This window comes from Thalassospira marina (genome assembly GCF_002844375.1).
Taxonomy (GTDB): domain Bacteria; phylum Pseudomonadota; class Alphaproteobacteria; order Rhodospirillales; family Thalassospiraceae; genus Thalassospira; species Thalassospira marina.
The window spans coordinates 3,395,981-3,412,490 of record NZ_CP024199.1; the positions used below are offsets into that span (position 1 = coordinate 3,395,981).

The following is a 16,510-nucleotide window of genomic DNA, read 5'->3' on the forward strand; positions in this document are numbered from 1 at the left end:
CGATTTATTCTTCGGTTGCGTCTTCGTCATCGCCAGCAGCGTTATCTTCGGATTTCAAAGATGACGGTGCAGCAATGGTAGCAACGGTGAAGTCACGGTCGGTAATGGTCGGCTCGGCACCTTTCGGCAGGGTCGTTGCCGAAATGTGGATCGAGTCGCCAACTTCGAAGCCGGCCAGATCGAAGACCAGTTCTTCCGGAATTGCCTTCGGATCGCAGTTCAGTTCAACATCGTGACGAACGATGTTGAGAACGCCACCGCGTTTCAGGCCCGGAGATTTTTCTTCGTTGATAAAGCGAACCGGAACTTCAACCGTCAGCTTGTGATCTTTTGCAAAGCGCAGAAGGTCAACGTGGATCGGTTCGTCGGTCACTTTGTCGAACTGAACGTCGCGCGGCAGAACGTCATAGGACGTGCCAGCAACATCAATGGTCAGAACGTGCGAGAAGAAACCCGGCTTGTGCAGCAGTTTCACGAGCGGACGCGGGTCAATCTGGAACATAACAGGATCCTGTTTTGCACCATAGATGACACCAGGGACCATACCGGCACGACGCACGGCACGGGCGGCCCCCTTTCCGGCCCGTTCACGGATTTCCGCAGTAAGATTGGCATTTGCCATCGGAAAAGCTCCTTGAACTAAGACAGTATCATTTCCGCAGGTCGGTGTGATTCACCGCTGAAAGCCCACGAAAACAAGCGCGCTGGCCTCCAGGGGTGCCAGCTCAGCGAGGGCGTTATACCCTCAATCGAAAAGAACGGAAACAGATTTTTCTTCCGAAATGCGGCGAATTGCCTCTGCCATCAGCGGTGCCACCGGCAACTGACGGATTTTCGGGCAACCCCGCACAGCTTCCGATGCTTTGATCGAATCCGTGGTGACAACTTCGCTCATCGGGGAATTGGCAATACGTTCAACCGCCGGGCCCGACAGGACACCATGGCTGACATAGGCCGCAACCGACGAAGCACCGCGTTCTTTAAGGGCGGTTGCCGCATTGCAAAGGGTCCCTGCCGAATCAACAATATCATCAACCAGAATGCAGGCTGCATCCTTCACATCGCCGATAACATGCATGACTTCGGAAATACCGGCTTTCGGGCGGCGTTTGTCGATGATCGCCAGTTCGGCATCAAGACGTTTTGCCACCGAACGGGCACGGGCAACACCACCAACGTCCGGGCTGACGATGACCAGTTTCTGGCCTTCGAATTTTGCACGGATGTCGCTGGTCAAAACCGGGGAAGCAAACAGGTTATCAAGCGGAATATCGAAAAAGCCCTGAATCTGACCGGCATGGAGGTCCATGGTCAGAACACGGTCAGCACCGGCAACCGTGATCAGGTTGGCAACCAGCTTGGCCGAGATCGGCGTACGGGGGCCAGATTTACGGTCCTGGCGGGCATAGCCAAAATAGGGCATGACAGCCGTGATGCGGCGCGCGGAACCACGACGCAGCGCATCGAGCATCACCAGCAGTTCCATCAGGTTGTCATTTGCCGGGAAAGACGTGCTCTGAATCACAAAAACGTCCTCACCGCGGACGTTTTCCTGAATTTCACACCAGATTTCCTGATCGGAGAATCGTTTCACATCTGCACGGGTAAGCGGCAGATTCAGATGATCAGCAATGGATTCGGCCAAAGGCAGATTGCTGTTACAGGCGAGGATTTTCATTGTGGGGCCTCGGTTTATGGGTGCCGGGAAAGCGAAAAAAATGCCTACGCAGCCCCCCATAGGGACCGCGGCGGCTTTATAACCAGACCTTAACAGTCTGTAAATGGTCGCTATGGCTAACGGGCCGGTCTTTTAGCGCATGAAAGATATGCAAAAGCCCCCCACAGGCCATACGCACATCTTATTGGCTCTTTCTGGCGCAATCACAATACCCAAGATGGTAATTTAACAAACCCATTTCGCCCGCAAAGCGCCACCAGCCCGCAAAATGGCGACTCCCAACCAGGCAAAGCACCTGAAAAGGCCTGCCTGCCCGGATGCGGTTTTATTTGTCCGGACGCAATAACAGGCCGCGATCACGCGCAATCTGGGCCAGCGCACCTTCCAGGGCATCCACAGCCGCCTGTGCCGCAAGCGAAGCCACACTGCCCCACTTTTCATCAAGCTTGCCATGGGGCACGGCGTTATTTTGCGTCATCTGGCCCAGTTCATGGCCGCTATCGTCCAGCAACACCCATTCAATCGACACCCGGTCAATATCGGGTGTGCCGTTATCCTTTGCCACCGGCGCCACATTGATCGATGCCGACAGCACAATGCTTTGCGATCCGATTTCATTATCAACCGTGATGCCCTTTGCCAGCAAAAAGGCACGGGCGGAGCGTTGCAGGGCTTCATTGCCATCACCCGGTGCGCCTTCAAAATCAACCAGCGCCACCTTCAGCGGCTTTGCCATCACCATGGACTTGCGATCACCGCTTAGTTTCGCCACCACCCAACTGGCCGGGGCTATTACAAGCTGGTCAAATTCAATCGCTGCCGGGCTTTCGGGTCTTTCGCCGCTATCGGAAAGCTTTTCAATCTTGCGCGCAATATCAGGCGGAACATTCATGGCGCTGTCTTCGGGGCCGGTCGGGGCCTCGGCAAACCAGCTTTGCGCACTGATCTGGCCGGTATTGGCGGTCGAATCAATGGCCAGACCCTGATTGTTATATAAAAGCCAGGTCACATCGACATGGGCCTGCCCGCTATTATCAAGCTGCGCAATCACGTTGGGGTGCAGCACATATTTCCCCGCCGAAGGGTCTTCGGAATAGGCGGCAATGTCGCTGGCGCGCAACGCACGCACCATTGCGCGCGCCAGATGGCGGGCTGCCCCTTCGGGCAAATCATCGGCGATATCGACCTTCACGGTCTGGGCATCGGGCACATCAAGCAGGGCCGGGTCGCCTTCGCGCCCTGCCCCTTCAAACGGACGCGGCAATTTACCGCAGGCACCCAGGACCACAACCACCATCATGACGCTTAAAATACGCAAAGCCATTGTCATATCTGCACTCACATCATCGCCACACAGCCCACCATCGACGCAATGATGATAAAGGCAAATAACATGATCATATGGGGCACTGGCAAAAACCTTCCGTCATCGCAATTGCGCCTAGGCTAGCATGATCGCCGAAAGCTGGCGTCCATAATCGGGCTCGCCGCGCAATGTGGTGCGGCGATAGCTAAAGAACAACTCTTCTTCGGCCAAAGTATCGCGGGCCAGAAGGGAAACATTGGCAATGCCGGTATCGCAGGTGCGGCGATAAACATATTCCGGTAAATCAAACATGAAATGCCCCTCACGCACCGACGGATCAAACAAATCCTCATCCCCGCGCGGCCCCGTAAGGATACGGTCGCGAAAACCGCCATCCACCTCGTAGGATGCCCGGCCAATACAGGGGCCAATCGCCGCAACGATATTGGCACGTTTCGCCCCCAGATTTTCCATCGCCTGAACCGTGCTTTCGGAAATACCGGCAAAGGACCCGCGCCAGCCCGAATGGCACGCACCGATAACGCCCGCCACCGCATCACAAAAAAGAACCGGCGTACAATCCGCCGTCAAAATACCCAGCATGACATTTTTGCGATCTGTCACCATGGCGTCGGCCTTGGGCAATTCATCGCGCGTTAATGGGCGTTCCAGAACGGCAACATCCGTGCCATGCACCTGATAAACCGTCGTCAGGCGGTCGGATGTTGTATCAAATGCCGCAGCCGCAAGGGATCGGTTACGCGCAACAATGTCCTTGTCGTCGTCCGATCCAAAACCAACATTCAACCCGGCATGGATGCCATTGCTAACCCCGCCTTCGCGGGTAAAAAAGCCATGCTTCAACCCGGCAATATTGCCCAGGATATCGGCACTTAGAAACGAAACACCGTTATCGGCTTTAATCAGTTTTTCAGTCACCGGCGTCCTCCATCGGGCAAGGTATTGTGGCATCAGGGCATAAAGGCATTTCGCAATCGGTTTCGGGTGCCTTACCCCTCAGCCCCGCTAACACAGGGCGGCGGGGCAGTTTCACGACCATAGGCGATCAACACTTTAAAAAGCGTTCCCATCTGGTCAGCATCGATCAGGCGGTTTAACGCCGCATCAATCGCCGCTGCCTGGTCGGTGGTGGCTGACTGTTTTAAAAGTTCCGCGCGCTGTTCAATGCCCAGCATTTTCAAAAATGTGCCCTGCCCCAATACGGCCCCCGTGCGGGCATCGGCCTGGGAAAAGGTACGGGCAAGGGCGCCAAAATCGACATGGGTGGTCAAATCGGCATCGCCCGGCTGTGACAGAACCGGATGAAATTTATGATTGCGCAGGGCCTGTAGCGTGTCGCCAAAGGCACTGTGCGGATGCCCATAATCAATCATCAATGCCGCCCCGCCATCGCGGTTCAGGCGATGTGCAATCTGGTTGGCAATGGCAACACCAACGGGCGATGCTTCAAACACATCGCCAACCTTTGCCGTGGGCCGCAATTTAACCGGCACCAGCGCATCGGTCATCGGGGCCAATGCCCCATTGGTAAAGCACAGTTCGCCGGTTTCGGCCGAAATCGCCACCAGCCTTTCGCGCCAGCCATCCTTGCAAAACTGAAACTGGCGTACCGGCAGGGCATCGAAAAACTCGTTGGCAATCACCACCATCGGGGCATTTTGCGCTTCGGGAATTTCATCAAAGCTGTCGTGCCACACGGCAGGAATACCATAAGGCATGATCGCGGTTTGCTGGCGCGCGCGCAAAACCGGGCTGGTTTCAACAAACCGTACCGTCAGGGCGTCCGACAGGCCCGGCACATTGCGCACCGCCCGCAGGGCATCGGCCATCAATGTGCCACGCCCCGGCCCCAGCTCAACCAGCTGCAAACGTGATGGGCTTCCCATCTGTTGCCAGGTAACTGCGGCCCACAGGCCAATCAGTTCGCCAAACATCTGGCTTATTTCGGGCGCGGTAACAAAATCGCCTGCCTGCCCGAACGGGTCCTGTTTGCGGTAATATCCCCATTGCGGGTGGGCCAGTGCCTCTGTCATGTAATCGGCAACCGAAATGGGCCCGGCAATGGAAATGCGGCGCTTCAAATGATCAAGCAACGCTGGGGTCTGGTTATCTTTATCCGACATATTTTTCAGGATTTCGCCGTTTTGGTTTTGCCTTCATCAACCGGCTTCTGGCCAACAAGGGCCGGGCGGCTCAGGCCATACAGGGCAACACCGGCCCCCACCAGTACCATCGGCACCGAAAGAAGCTGCCCCATCGTCGCACCAAACACCAGATAGCCCAGCTGCTGGTCGGGCTGGCGGAAAAATTCGACGATGATCCGGCTGATGCCATACCCCGCCAGGAACACACCACCCACAACACCGGGATGCGAACGCATTTTTTCACTGCGTGAAAGGACAAACAGAATGCAAAACAGCGCAACACCTTCCAGCCCGGCTTCATAAAGCTGGCTGGGATGGCGCGGTTCGGGGCCACCCCGCGGAAAAACCATGCCCCAGGGCACATCCGTCGTGCGGCCAAACAGTTCGCCATTGATGAAATTGGCGATACGGCCAAAAAACAGGCCAATTGGTGCCGCCGATGCCACCGCATCCACCACACCCAAAAACGAAATGCCGCGCATCCGTGCAAAGCAGAACACGGCAATGATCACACCCAGCATCCCGCCATGGAACGACATGCCGCCTTCCCACACCCGAATGATATGGGACGGGTTCGCAAGGTAGAATTCCAGGTTGTAAAACAGCACATAGCCGGTACGCCCGCCCAAAATAACCCCAAGCGTCGCCCAGAACAGCAGGTCATCAACCTGGTTGCGTGTCATCACATAGGGCGGCTTGTTGATATAGGCCAGAACATACCGCCACCCGATGATCAGCCCGGCAATGTAGGCCAGCGCATACCAGCGAATAGCCAGCGGGCCAATGGCAATGGCGATGGGATCAATTGCCGGAAAGGCAAGACTGAGCATCTCGATGCACTCCGTTCGGATGGCTTGAGCGTTTACCTGCCCCCTGAACAATCAGGACAAGGCGGCAGGATCATGGCACTGGCGCAAAGACCGCCCGAATAATACGGACCCGCTTCACACCAGCATCTTCAGGCGGATTTAACGAAACGGATCATCCGTCGCAAGGAAGTCCTGCACATACTGGCGCACACCGTCTTCAAGCGGGGTCATCGGCGCGTCATAGCCGCTGGCGCGCAGCTTGGACATGTCAGCCTCGGTGAAATACTGGTACTTGTCGCGGATGGCTTCGGGGGTCGGCACAAATTTGATGTCGGGTTCCTTGCCCATGGCGGCAAACACCGCCAGCGCCAGGTCCTTGAAACTACGCGCCTTGCCGGTTCCGACATTGAAAAGGTCGGAGACTTCCGGGTGTTCATAAAGCCACATGATGATATTGACCACATCACCCACCCAGACAAAATCGCGCAACTGCCCGCCATCTTCATAATCGGGATGGTGCGATTTAAACAGCGTTGCCTGTTCCCCGGCAGATAGCTTGTCATACATCTGCGACACCACAGAACGCATGCCGCCCTTATGGTATTCGTTCGGGCCGTAAACATTGAAAAACTTCAGCCCGGCCCACTGTTTCGGGCGAAAACCGTTTTGATCCAGGATCCGGCGAAACCGGCGATCGGTTGCATGCTTGGACCAGCCATAGGCATTCAGGGGCTGCAATTTTGCCAGTTCATCCTGTTCAAACAGGTCGGTAAAACCCTGTTTGCCATCGCCATAGGTCGCGGCCGAGGATGCATAAATCAGCCGGGCCGAATGGCGCGAACACCATTCCCACAAAAAGGTCGTCAGTTTGAAATTGTTGGCAACGATCTTGTCTGCATCGCGTTCGGTCGTGGCCGAAATCGCGCCCATATGGAAAATCGCATCCACATCATTGGGGTGCGCTTCAAGAAAGGCCGGCAATTCATCAGGATGGATAATATCGCGCAATTCGCGTTTGGCGATGTTGCGCCATTTAATGCCGTCACGCAGGCGATCGACAATCACGATATCGGTTTTCCCGCGATCCTGAAGGGCGGCGACAATATTGGACCCGATAAATCCGGCCCCACCGGTAACGATAAGCATCGTTTTCTCCTGCTTTTGCTGCGGCCAGCCATTGTCATGGTGCGCAGGCGATTAGGGGTCATGCATGCATGACAAAAATGTCTGGCGCATTTATAGGCACGCCAGCGCGCCACGGCAAGGTAAGTGCATATCACAAAACGGCTATACGTGTTCATCGCTTGCCCGAAGGCGGTGTAAAACCATATTATGGCAAACAGGAATTAAAACCGTTCATTAGCCGGAGCCTGAAATGCAGATCAATAACCGCCTTCTTGATGACCTTACCCGCGTAACCAACAGCGCGCTGGGCACCATGACCGGGGTCAAGGGCGAGGTTGATGCACTTGTGCGCCAGCAGTTTGAAAAAATCCTGGTGAATATGGATCTGGTCACGCGCGAAGAATTTGACGTGATGCGCGACATTGCCACCAAATCCGCCCAGCGTGCCGATGCCCTTGAAGCACAGGTTGCCACCCTGGAAGACCGCCTGGCCAAACTTGAAAACGCTGGCAAATCCAGCGCGAAACCCGCCAGCAAAGCGGCAAAGACCAAGGCAGAAGGCGACGAATAAGGGCCAGCCATGCGCCAGAAACGGGCCAGTAACGGCCCGATTGGCAAATTGCCTGCCATTTTATTGATGCGCCACCATAACCGGCGCATCACACCATATCAGACAAAACACCCAATCCCCTTCGGGGGTTAAGGGCGATGATACGCGGATCAACCTTGGCGTCTGGTCCGCGTAATATGCTGTGCGCCTGGCGGCATCCTTCTACAGTGGTTGCAAGCAGGCAAGGACGGCCCTATAGTGCGCGCCCTTTGGCGATACAAACTGATTGATTTTACATGAACGACCTGATGCAGGATAACGGCGAAATCGACGACGACAATCCGCTGTTGCTTGTCGAGGATATCGCCCAGACCAACCAGTGGAACCTTGAACGTCGCAGCGCCGATGAAATCGTTGTCGAGATTCCGGGGCACTGGTGCACCTATCTTGTGTATTTCACCTGGCGCGATGACGCCGAAGCGCTGCATATCGCCTGCTGCTTTGACCTGTTCGTACCAGACCCGGTCCGCCCGCGCATTTATGAACTGCTTGCCAAATGCAATGAACAGCTTTGGATCGGGCATTTTGGCCTGTGGCTGGATGAAAACATGCCGCTGTTTCGCCATACGCTGCTGTTCGGCGGGGATGTACCGCCCGCAACCGAACAGTTTGAAGAACTGATCGAAATTGCCATTTCCGAATGCGAACGGTTTTTCCCGGCCTTCAATTTTGTGCTGGGTCAGGGCAAAAGCCCGGACGAGGCCCTGGCCAGTTCCATGCTTGAACCGGTGGGACAGGCCTAGGCTTCCTTCCAATTTGATCGCGAATCACACACCCTGCCCCGGCAGGGTGTTTTGCTTTTTCGGGCCCAAAACCGCAGAGAACGGCCATTTCCTCCTGTGGCAAGGACATTATTTTCCCAACCGCCAGATCATGATGAAATCACGTCGCAGCACCTGTTTGCAGGATAATGTCCACCCTGCCCCGCGCAGCACAAACAATTATCGGGTGGATTTGATAAGTGCGGGGTGTAACTGCACTCCCATGCTGCGCTTGCCATTCCGGCAGCTTGACCCACCTTCAGAACAAGGCTACGGCTTTTTATCCGCGAAATGGGCGGGTCTTTTATAAAATGCGCCAGACAGGCGGTATCGTACTGAAACAGGGGAAGTCATGAAAACACGGTTGTTGCTGGTAGGCTGCGGTAAAATGGGCGGCGCCATGCTTGAAGGCTGGCTGGCACGTGGCCTGAATGCCAACAATGTTTATGTCATTGAACAGGCCGAAACCGCCGAAAACCTCGAAACCCGTCTGGGTGTTCATGGCATTACCGAACTTTCCGAAATGCCCGATACCTTTGTGCCCCAGGTTGTTCTGTTTGCCGTCAAGCCGCAGGTCCTGCCCGATATCCTTGATCTTTACAAACCACTGGTGCGCGCGGAAACCGTGTTTCTTTCGGTTGCGGCTGGTCGCACCAGCGAATTTTTCGCAAGCCGCCTTGGCGAAACCGCGCGCATCGTTCGCGCCATGCCCAACACACCGGCTGCCGTTTCGCGCGGCATGACCGTGATGTTCCCGACCGACTATGTCAGTGCTGCCCAGCGTGACATGTGCGAAACCCTTCTCAGGGCTGTGGGCGAGGTTTCCTGGATCACCGATGAAAGCCTGATGGATGCGGTCACCGCCGTTTCCGGCAGCGGCCCGGCCTATATCTTTCATATGGTCGAGGCACTGGCACAGGCTGGCGTAACGGCTGGCCTGCCCGAAGAACAGGCAATGCTGCTTGCCCGCCAGACCGTTGTTGGCGCAGGCTTCCTGCTTGATGAAAGCCCGGAAACTGCCGAAACCCTGCGCAAAAATGTCACCAGCCCCGGTGGCACCACTGCTGCTGCCCTGAATGTCCTGATGGACCCGCAGGACGGCCTGCCGGCCCTTCTGACCCGCGCGGTCGAGGCGGCACGTAAACGTTCGGTCGAACTGGCAGGTTAAGCCCTATCCACCATCCAATGATCCCGGCGGGGATTGCGTTTTTACCATTCCCCGCCACATCATAAGGTATGATATCGGCCAGATTCGGTCTGCGTTTTTTCATCCTTTGTGCGAAAGGAACCAGCCATGCCAGCGAAAAAAGACCCCCGTGACACCCTCATTGCTGCGGCAATGGAACTGGCCGCGGAACGAAGCTGGCATTCGGTCACCCTGATTGATATCTCACAAAAGGCAGGCCTGTCGCTGGCCGATATTTACCCGTTATTTAAAAACAAAAGCGACATCCTGCGCGCCTTTGTCCGCAAAATGGATATGCGGGTGCTTGCCGATCTTGATAGTGCCGATTTTGACCAACCCCGCCACGACCGGTTGATGGACGTGATCATGGCGCGCTTTGATGCGCTTGCCCCGTACCGGCCGGCACTAAAATCGATCCTGCATGATTTTGGCGATGTCGGCCTGGCTGATGGTGCCCGTGCCGCAAAAACCGGTTTTGCCTCGATGCGCTGGATGCTTGAAGCCGCAGGCTTTGAAACCGGCGGCATACAGGGCAGCTTGCGAGTCGCCGGTATGGGGGCCATTTATGCCCGCAGTTTTCGCCAATGGCTGGATGATGAAAGCCCCGATTACGGGCCGACAATGGCATTACTGGATAAAAGCCTGAACCAGGCCGGTGGCTGGGATAGCAGGCTGGGCAAAGGCCTTGCCCGTGTTGGCACCCTTCGCAGCAAATTTGCCCAACGCTGCCCCAAAACGGCCACAGATCATGGCGAAGCTGTCGCCGACTAAAAACCAGGGTGCCTTTCCGGGCGCCTTTTCCATCCGCCGGACGATCCCCCAATATCCTGATCGTTCGTCATTTCCCGATGATGCGATCCGCAAACTGCCTGCCTTGCCGGGCTAAAGGTGCAACTGCACCCTTAGGTTACAGCGTGACACAAAAATATAACCCAAGATTTTTTGTGCAGTGCAAAATAACCCTTGACCCACGCGCAGCATTCAGGCACATTGCAGTTGAAATTGTGCGGCGCACAATAGCGCCTCATTAGATAACTCGCCGCATTGAAAATGGAGTGCCACTCAATGACCGCCGCAAAAAAAGCTACCAACCCGTTCTTCGACGTTGATTTCACCAAATTCACCAGCGACTTCAAAGTCCCGGGTGTTGATATCAACGAAATGATGGCCTTTCAGCGCAAGAATGTTGAAGCCCTGACCAAAGCAAACAAAATTGCTTTTGATGGCTTCCAGGCTGTTGCACAGCGCCAGAGCGAAATCTTCAAGACCATGATGGAAAAAGCAACCACTCAGGGTAAAGATTTCTCTGCTGCTTCGGGCGAAACCCCGATGGCTGCTGCTGCCAAACAGACCGCTGCTGCGAAAACCGCCTACGAGGAAGCACTTGCCAATGCCAAGGAACTTTCCGGCATCGTCAGCAAGTCCCAGGAAGAAGCTCTTGGTCTGCTCCAGACCCGCTTCACCGAATCCCTCGACGAACTGAAAGTTGCGATCGAAAAGACCGAAGCCGCAGCGAAGTAAGTTGATCCAAGTTTCTGATAACTTCCCGTTATCAAACTTCCGGCAGGGCCTTTGGCCCTGCCGTTTTTCTTTGTGCGCCTCGAAAGCCCAGTGCCCAAATCGTTCTTGCAATCAGGCGATTGCCTGACAGCACCTGAATTTTGCTCAAACTCCTGTTTATGCCAATCATGACCAAGGGCCTTTGCAGCATGTCACTGCACGCGGTACTTTGACGGCAAACATATGGAGGTCCGCATGAGCGAAATCAGTTTCGATGATTTCATGAAAGTCGATATTCGGGTTGGCACCATCATTGATGCCCAGCCCTTCCCCGAGGCCCGCCGCCCCGCCATTAAGATGTGGGTGGATTTTGGCGCAGAAATCGGTATCAAAAAAACATCGGCGCAAATCACCAAATATTACACGCCCGAAAAGCTTATCGGTTCGCAGGTGGCTGGCGTGGTCAATTTCCCACCCCGCCAGATCGGCCCCTTCATGTCTGAATTTTTATGCCTCGGCTTTTCCGATGGCACTGCGGACAAAGGCATTGTGCTAATCCGCCCGGAACAGGAAGTCCCCAATGGCGAAAGGCTCTGCTAGGCGCAGGCCCCAATATACGCCACGCCGGCAGGATTTTACCGAACAGACAAAAAAACAGGCCAGTGCTTTACGCCCCGGCCTGTTTTCATTTGAAAGCCCTTTGCCTTTAACGCGCCAACACCATCGCGGCTTCACGGGTGCGGCCAACTGACCCGGCCACCTGCATCGATCCATTTTTGATCTGGTTAATCGTGGTCGTAAAACTTTCGACCGAAACCGCCATCGACTGCATATTGACCGACACCTCACCCGTCACCGCACTTTGCTCTTCCACCGCTGATGAAATACTGGTGACGTTATTCACGACACCTTCCACATCATTGCGAATGGCCCCCAGAACACCGGCAACCTCCTTGGCGATCGCCTGCACGCCGCCAATATCTGCCGATATCTGTTCCGTCGCCCGGGCGGCCTGTTTGGCAAGGTTCTTTACTTCATTTGCTACAACAGCAAAGCCTTTTCCGGCCTCGCCCGCGCGGGCAGATTCGATTGTCGCGTTCAGCGCCAAAAGGTTGATCTGGCTGGCAATATTCTGAATCACTTCAATAATGCTGCCCATCGATGAAACCACATCATCCATGCGATCGGTCGAAGCACCAGCCTCAACCGCCTTTTCAAAAACCTGATCGGTAGATAACCGCGCAGCTGACATGCTGCGTGAAATTTCAGTAATGGATGCCAGCAATTCTTCGGCACTCGCCGCTACCGCCTGCACATTGGCCGATGTTTCTTCCGATGTTCTCGATGCAAAGCTGGCCTGATCATCAAGCGAATTCAGGTTCTGGTCGATCTCGGCAAAATTGACATCAATCATCGATTTCAGATCAGACAGAAGCTGGATCTGCTCGGTAATATCAGTTGCGTATTTAACCACCTTATAGGGCACGCCATCGGGGTCGAATATCGGGTTATAGGATGCCTGGATCCATACTTCACGCCCACCCTTGGCAATGCGCTTGAACTGCTGGGCAACAAATTCACCCTGCCCCAGCGCCCGCCAGAAGGCCTGGTAATCGGCACTGCTGGCATAGTCTGCCTCTAAAAAAATACGGTGGCTTTTCCCTTTGATTTCAGCCAGCGAATATCCCATCACCGACAGGAAATTCTCGTTGGCATCAAGGATATTGCCTTTCAGGTCGAACTCGATCACGGCCTGGCTGCGGCGAATGGCATTTACCTTGCCTTCCTGGTCGGCATGGCGTTTCTCGCGCGCCGTAATATCCGTCGCCAGCTTAACAATTTTCAGCACATTGCCATTCTGGTCACAAACCGGGTTATAGCTCGCCTCGATCCAGACCCGGCTGCCATCCTTGGTATAACGGGGAAAGGCGGCCTGCTGAAACCGGCCTGCTTTCAAATCAGCCCAGAACGCTTTGTATTCGGGGGTACGAACCAGCTTTTCATCAACAAATATCGAATGATGTTTGCCTGTAATTTCTTCAAGACGATATCCCATCAGGCCAAGGAAGTTTTCATTTGCCCGAAGGATCCGTCCCTCTACGTCAAATTCAATCACTGCCAAAGATTTCTCCAACGCCAGGAGGGTTTCTTTGGCCAGAGACGCTTTATCGGACGAGAAGAAATTAAAGCAGGACATGACATACCCCATCTACTATCGCGCCGGAGCTTTGGATCATTCCATCTCTGGCAGTGCTATCGCTTGAGGGGAAAGCTAATACAGTTGTATAGATCGCCATATCCGCAAATGGGGATAACAGTCACAATTGCCTGAAAACCGTGGAATTCTTGAGACAAATCGGCGCGTTTTCAAACGGTTATCGCGCATACAAAATGGAAAAACCCGCAAAAACACAAAGGGCGCCGCTTGAAACGACGCCCTTTTGCACTCAAAACAAAGATGTCAGAGATTACTTCTCGACAAACGCCTTTTCGATCACGAAGTGACCCGGCTCGTTCATATTGCCTTCCTTGCCGCCCCATTCCAGAAGCATGGCACGGGTATCGGCAATCATCTGCGGGTTGCCACACAGCATGAAACGATCATTTTCAAGAGACGGCTTTTCCAGCCCCAGATCGTCATAAATCTTGCCCGATTCCATCAGTTCGGTGATGCGGCCCTGATGGGTGAATTCTTCACGGGTGACGGTCGGGTAATACAGAAGCTTGTTCTGAACCTCTTCGCCGAAGAATTCATTGTGCGGCAATTCATTATGGATGAATTCCTGATAGGCCAGCTCGCGCACTTCGCGGCAGCCATGCACCAGAATCACCTTTTCATAACGTTCATAGGTTTCGTAATCACGAATGACGCTCATGAACGGGGCAAGGCCTGTACCGGTGGAAAGCAGCCACAGGTTTTTGCCCGGCAACAGGTTATCATGGATCAGCGTACCGGTCGGCTTGCGCCCGACCAGGATTTTATCGCCAACCTTGATGTGCTGCAGGCGCGAGGTCAAAGGACCATTCGGCACCTTGATCGAGAAGAATTCCAGTTCTTCATCATAATTGGCGCTAACCATCGAATAGGCGCGAACAAGCGGCTTGCCCTCGACTTCGAGTCCAATCATGGCGAACTGACCATTCAGAAACCGGAAACCCGGGTCCCGCGTGGTTTTGAAGGTGAACAGGGTATCCGTCCAGTGATGGACGTAAGTGACGGTTTCTTCGTTAAAATTGCTAGCCATAGCGCTGCATCAATCCGTTTCGACAGTAGCTTTCAATCGACCGTGGCGGGAAAGAAATACACGGTTCCCGGCCCAGTATGGATGCCAAGTTGCCGCGATTTAACATCAACCCACCGTATATCGCAAGAAAACATTCAACACAGGTGTATTTTTATCGAAATCAACTTTGATCCATATCAATTTTATGTAAAATATTGTCTGACAATATTGTAAGTATCAAACGATAAAGCTGCCCGCAATATGTGGCGCACCTGCCGTGATGGCAAGTCAAACCCGGCCCGTCTGGCCCAATTGAATGGAAAAACACCCATGCCCGCACAGAACAGCGCCCCAGCCGTCGCGCAAGTCTGCCAGACAATCACCCGCGCCATTCGCGAAGGGCGCCTTGCACCGGGCCAGCGTTTGACCGAGGCCGAATTCACACAACGCCTTTCTGTCAGTCGCCCCACCGTGCGCGAGGCCTTCCGCCTTCTCTGCAGTGACGGGCTTTTGCTATCCGAACCACATCGCGGGGTTAGTGTCCGCCAGTTAACCCGCCGCGAACTTGACGACCTGTTTGTCATTCGCGCCAGTCTGGAGGCATTGGCCGTTCGGCTTGCCGCGCCGATTTTGCAAAAATCCCCCGAAACCCTGCTTGAAATACAAAAGGGGCTGGATGATGCCGAACAGGCGGGCGATCTGGCAGAAATGTCCAAATACAATATTGCCTTTCACCAGCATTTTGCCGATGTCAGCGGCAATGTACTGCTGCAATCCCTGCTCGGCCGCCTTGCCAATTCCGTTTACTGGCTGCAATTCCGTGTGCTGATCGCCGATGAACAGGTGCTGCACACCAATGCCCAGCATCAGGAAATCACCAAAGCCATCCTTGCGGGCAAAGGCGATGACGCCGCCGATATCATGGCCGATCATATCGACCGTTCCCGCCAGCTTGTACAATGGCTCGACGATTCCTATTTCGCCCCACCGAAATAACCGCCCCACCACTTCCCGTTCATTTAAAACCACACCAGTACTGCCCATGGCGCCCTGCGCCAGCCGCCTGCACTTCTTCTGCTGCCTGATCCTCGGCGATTAGGTCAATAGATGCGATGAACCAGCATCATGTCGCTATCTGATCTCGCTTTGGGCACGAACCTCAATCGACCCGCCTGCCCGTTAATCTTGAGCACTCGTCTATCTACGTGTCTGTAACCTTCCCCCTTCCCCGAACAATCGCCCATGCTGCGCATGTCGCCGCCTGTTCGCGAAAGACAGAAACGCGGTTCACGGTATGACAAGACACCTCAAATACGCCGCGACCTTGCACAAGCCCCGAAAGCCGATTAGGATTGTCAGACAATTTTACATGACAATCAGGATGCGCCATGACCGCCGAAACATCATCGCCCGCATACACCCCCATTCCCCTGCCGGATTATCAGGAAAAACCGCTTGATCAGATGCGCGCGGATGCGCAGGCTTTTTATGATGAAATTCGCACCCGCCACACCATTCGCGAATTTTCGGACCGTCCTGTTCCCCGCGACATTATCGAAACCTGCCTGAAGGCCGCAGGCACCGCGCCAAGCGGGGCCAATCATCAGCCCTGGCATTTTTCCGTCATTGGCGATGCCAGCATGAAACGCAAAATCCGCCTTGCGGCAGAGGAAGAAGAACGCGCCTTTTATGCCGGGCGCGCGGGTGATGAATGGATCAAGGCGTTAGCACCGCTTGGCACCGATGACAGCAAACCGTTTCTGGAAATTGCGCCCTGGCTGATCTGCATTTTCGGCGAGCGCAAAAGCCGTTCGACCGATGGTGAAATGCGCAAAAACTATTACGTGCCGGAATCAGTTTCCATCGCCACCGGCTTTTTGCTGGCCGCCCTGCACCGCGCCGGTCTGGCAACACTTACCCACACCCCCAACCCCATGAGCTTTCTGAGCGAAATCTGTGGCCGCCCCGCCCATGACAAACCCTACATTTTGCTGGTAACCGGCTATCCGGCGCAGAATGCCACCATCCCGCAACATGCAACGCTTAAACGCGACCTGGCCGATATCGCGACATTTTACTGAAACAACAAAGGCGGCACCGCCAATGGCCATGCCGCCTTTGTAACCCGAAAAATAGGGCGTCCGGT

The 16,510-nt window shown here is 54.7% G+C and carries 17 protein-coding genes; 8 read left to right on the forward strand and 9 right to left on the reverse strand.

Annotated features, from left to right (window positions below):
* Window positions 1–4: 4 nt before the first annotated feature.
* From CSC3H3_RS15500 to rfaD, 7 genes are all read right to left on the reverse strand, one after another.
* On the reverse strand, window positions 5–622 hold the full coding sequence (locus CSC3H3_RS15500; protein WP_101264946.1) for a 50S ribosomal protein L25/general stress protein Ctc: 618 nt from the start codon (window positions 620–622) through the stop codon (window positions 5–7).
* A 123-nt stretch (window positions 623–745) separates the two neighbouring features.
* Complete coding sequence (locus tag CSC3H3_RS15505; RefSeq protein WP_101264947.1) at window positions 746–1,678, reverse strand: ribose-phosphate pyrophosphokinase; 933 nt, start codon at window positions 1,676–1,678, stop codon at window positions 746–748.
* A 325-nt stretch (window positions 1,679–2,003) separates the two neighbouring features.
* A complete protein-coding gene (locus CSC3H3_RS15510) occupies window positions 2,004–3,002 on the reverse strand; it encodes a hypothetical protein (protein WP_101285428.1) in 999 nt (332 codons plus the stop codon).
* Window positions 3,003–3,119: 117 nt separating this feature from the next.
* Window positions 3,120–3,923, reverse strand: coding sequence for a peptidoglycan editing factor PgeF (gene pgeF / locus CSC3H3_RS15515; protein WP_245881139.1), 804 nt, complete (start codon window positions 3,921–3,923; stop codon window positions 3,120–3,122).
* A 71-nt stretch (window positions 3,924–3,994) separates the two neighbouring features.
* Entirely contained in the window at window positions 3,995–5,128 is a 1,134-nt protein-coding gene (locus tag CSC3H3_RS15520; protein WP_101285430.1) for a class I SAM-dependent methyltransferase, read from the reverse strand.
* A 5-nt stretch (window positions 5,129–5,133) separates the two neighbouring features.
* Entirely contained in the window at window positions 5,134–5,979 is an 846-nt protein-coding gene (gene lgt, locus CSC3H3_RS15525; RefSeq protein ID WP_101285431.1) for a prolipoprotein diacylglyceryl transferase, read from the reverse strand.
* A 138-nt stretch (window positions 5,980–6,117) separates the two neighbouring features.
* Window positions 6,118–7,104, reverse strand: a complete 987-nt coding sequence (gene rfaD, locus CSC3H3_RS15530) for an ADP-glyceromanno-heptose 6-epimerase (RefSeq protein ID WP_101264952.1) — start codon at window positions 7,102–7,104, stop codon at window positions 6,118–6,120.
* A 229-nt stretch (window positions 7,105–7,333) separates the two neighbouring features.
* Between rfaD and CSC3H3_RS15535 the strand changes: the two genes are divergently transcribed.
* The 6 genes from CSC3H3_RS15535 (at window position 7,334) to CSC3H3_RS15560 (ending at window position 11,740) form a co-directional block, all read left to right on the forward strand.
* Window positions 7,334–7,654, forward strand: coding sequence for an accessory factor UbiK family protein (locus CSC3H3_RS15535; protein WP_101264953.1), 321 nt, complete (start codon window positions 7,334–7,336; stop codon window positions 7,652–7,654).
* A 275-nt stretch (window positions 7,655–7,929) separates the two neighbouring features.
* Window positions 7,930–8,436, forward strand: a complete 507-nt coding sequence (locus tag CSC3H3_RS15540) for a type III secretion system chaperone family protein (protein ID WP_245881140.1) — start codon at window positions 7,930–7,932, stop codon at window positions 8,434–8,436.
* A 370-nt stretch (window positions 8,437–8,806) separates the two neighbouring features.
* Window positions 8,807–9,622, forward strand: a complete 816-nt coding sequence (gene proC, locus CSC3H3_RS15545; RefSeq protein WP_101285432.1) for a pyrroline-5-carboxylate reductase — start codon at window positions 8,807–8,809, stop codon at window positions 9,620–9,622.
* 126 nt (window positions 9,623–9,748) lie between these two features.
* Window positions 9,749–10,411, forward strand: coding sequence for a TetR/AcrR family transcriptional regulator (locus CSC3H3_RS15550; protein ID WP_101285433.1), 663 nt, complete (start codon window positions 9,749–9,751; stop codon window positions 10,409–10,411).
* 294 nt (window positions 10,412–10,705) lie between these two features.
* Window positions 10,706–11,161, forward strand: a complete 456-nt coding sequence (locus CSC3H3_RS15555) for a phasin family protein (RefSeq protein WP_101285434.1) — start codon at window positions 10,706–10,708, stop codon at window positions 11,159–11,161.
* A gap of 234 nt (window positions 11,162–11,395) precedes the next feature.
* On the forward strand, window positions 11,396–11,740 hold the full coding sequence (locus tag CSC3H3_RS15560; protein WP_101285435.1) for a tRNA-binding protein: 345 nt from the start codon (window positions 11,396–11,398) through the stop codon (window positions 11,738–11,740).
* 106 nt (window positions 11,741–11,846) lie between these two features.
* Here the strand turns inward: CSC3H3_RS15560 and CSC3H3_RS15565 are convergent, their stop codons facing one another.
* Together CSC3H3_RS15565 and CSC3H3_RS15570 are read right to left on the reverse strand one after the other, a co-directional pair.
* Window positions 11,847–13,349 carry a methyl-accepting chemotaxis protein gene (locus CSC3H3_RS15565; protein WP_342751343.1) on the reverse strand — a complete coding sequence of 501 codons (1,503 nt, stop codon included), beginning with the start codon at window positions 13,347–13,349 and terminating at the stop codon, window positions 11,847–11,849.
* A gap of 259 nt (window positions 13,350–13,608) precedes the next feature.
* Window positions 13,609–14,385, reverse strand: coding sequence for a ferredoxin--NADP reductase (locus CSC3H3_RS15570; protein ID WP_101264958.1), 777 nt, complete (start codon window positions 14,383–14,385; stop codon window positions 13,609–13,611).
* Window positions 14,386–14,694: 309 nt separating this feature from the next.
* On the opposite strand from CSC3H3_RS15570, the gene CSC3H3_RS15575 reads away from it, so the two are divergent.
* On the forward strand, window positions 14,695–15,360 hold the full coding sequence (locus CSC3H3_RS15575) for a GntR family transcriptional regulator (RefSeq protein WP_101286265.1): 666 nt from the start codon (window positions 14,695–14,697) through the stop codon (window positions 15,358–15,360).
* A 392-nt stretch (window positions 15,361–15,752) separates the two neighbouring features.
* On the forward strand, window positions 15,753–16,445 hold the full coding sequence (locus tag CSC3H3_RS15580) for a nitroreductase family protein (RefSeq protein ID WP_101285436.1): 693 nt from the start codon (window positions 15,753–15,755) through the stop codon (window positions 16,443–16,445).
* Window positions 16,446–16,510 lie beyond the last annotated feature (65 nt).

Bases quoted from the DNA above. Each gene is read 5' to 3' on its own strand.
- rfaD (WP_101264952.1), bottom strand. From the start codon at position 7,104: ATGCTTATCGTTACCGGTGGGGCCGGATTTATCGGGTCCAATATTGTC.
- CSC3H3_RS15580 (WP_101285436.1), top strand. From the start codon at position 15,753: ATGACCGCCGAAACATCATCGCCCGCATACACCCCCATTCCCCTGCCG.
- CSC3H3_RS15570 (WP_101264958.1), bottom strand. From the start codon at position 14,385: ATGGCTAGCAATTTTAACGAAGAAACCGTCACTTACGTCCATCACTGG.
- CSC3H3_RS15560 (WP_101285435.1), top strand. From the start codon at position 11,396: ATGAGCGAAATCAGTTTCGATGATTTCATGAAAGTCGATATTCGGGTT.
- proC (WP_101285432.1), top strand. From the start codon at position 8,807: ATGAAAACACGGTTGTTGCTGGTAGGCTGCGGTAAAATGGGCGGCGCC.
- CSC3H3_RS15565 (WP_342751343.1), bottom strand. From the start codon at position 13,349: ATGGGGTATGTCATGTCCTGCTTTAATTTCTTCTCGTCCGATAAAGCG.
- CSC3H3_RS15520 (WP_101285430.1), bottom strand. From the start codon at position 5,128: ATGTCGGATAAAGATAACCAGACCCCAGCGTTGCTTGATCATTTGAAG.
- lgt (WP_101285431.1), bottom strand. From the start codon at position 5,979: ATGCTCAGTCTTGCCTTTCCGGCAATTGATCCCATCGCCATTGCCATT.
- CSC3H3_RS15500 (WP_101264946.1), bottom strand. From the start codon at position 622: ATGGCAAATGCCAATCTTACTGCGGAAATCCGTGAACGGGCCGGAAAG.
- CSC3H3_RS15535 (WP_101264953.1), top strand. From the start codon at position 7,334: ATGCAGATCAATAACCGCCTTCTTGATGACCTTACCCGCGTAACCAAC.
- CSC3H3_RS15505 (WP_101264947.1), bottom strand. From the start codon at position 1,678: ATGAAAATCCTCGCCTGTAACAGCAATCTGCCTTTGGCCGAATCCATT.
- CSC3H3_RS15550 (WP_101285433.1), top strand. From the start codon at position 9,749: ATGCCAGCGAAAAAAGACCCCCGTGACACCCTCATTGCTGCGGCAATG.
- CSC3H3_RS15510 (WP_101285428.1), bottom strand. From the start codon at position 3,002: ATGGCTTTGCGTATTTTAAGCGTCATGATGGTGGTTGTGGTCCTGGGT.
- CSC3H3_RS15555 (WP_101285434.1), top strand. From the start codon at position 10,706: ATGACCGCCGCAAAAAAAGCTACCAACCCGTTCTTCGACGTTGATTTC.
- CSC3H3_RS15540 (WP_245881140.1), top strand. From the start codon at position 7,930: ATGAACGACCTGATGCAGGATAACGGCGAAATCGACGACGACAATCCG.
- CSC3H3_RS15575 (WP_101286265.1), top strand. From the start codon at position 14,695: ATGCCCGCACAGAACAGCGCCCCAGCCGTCGCGCAAGTCTGCCAGACA.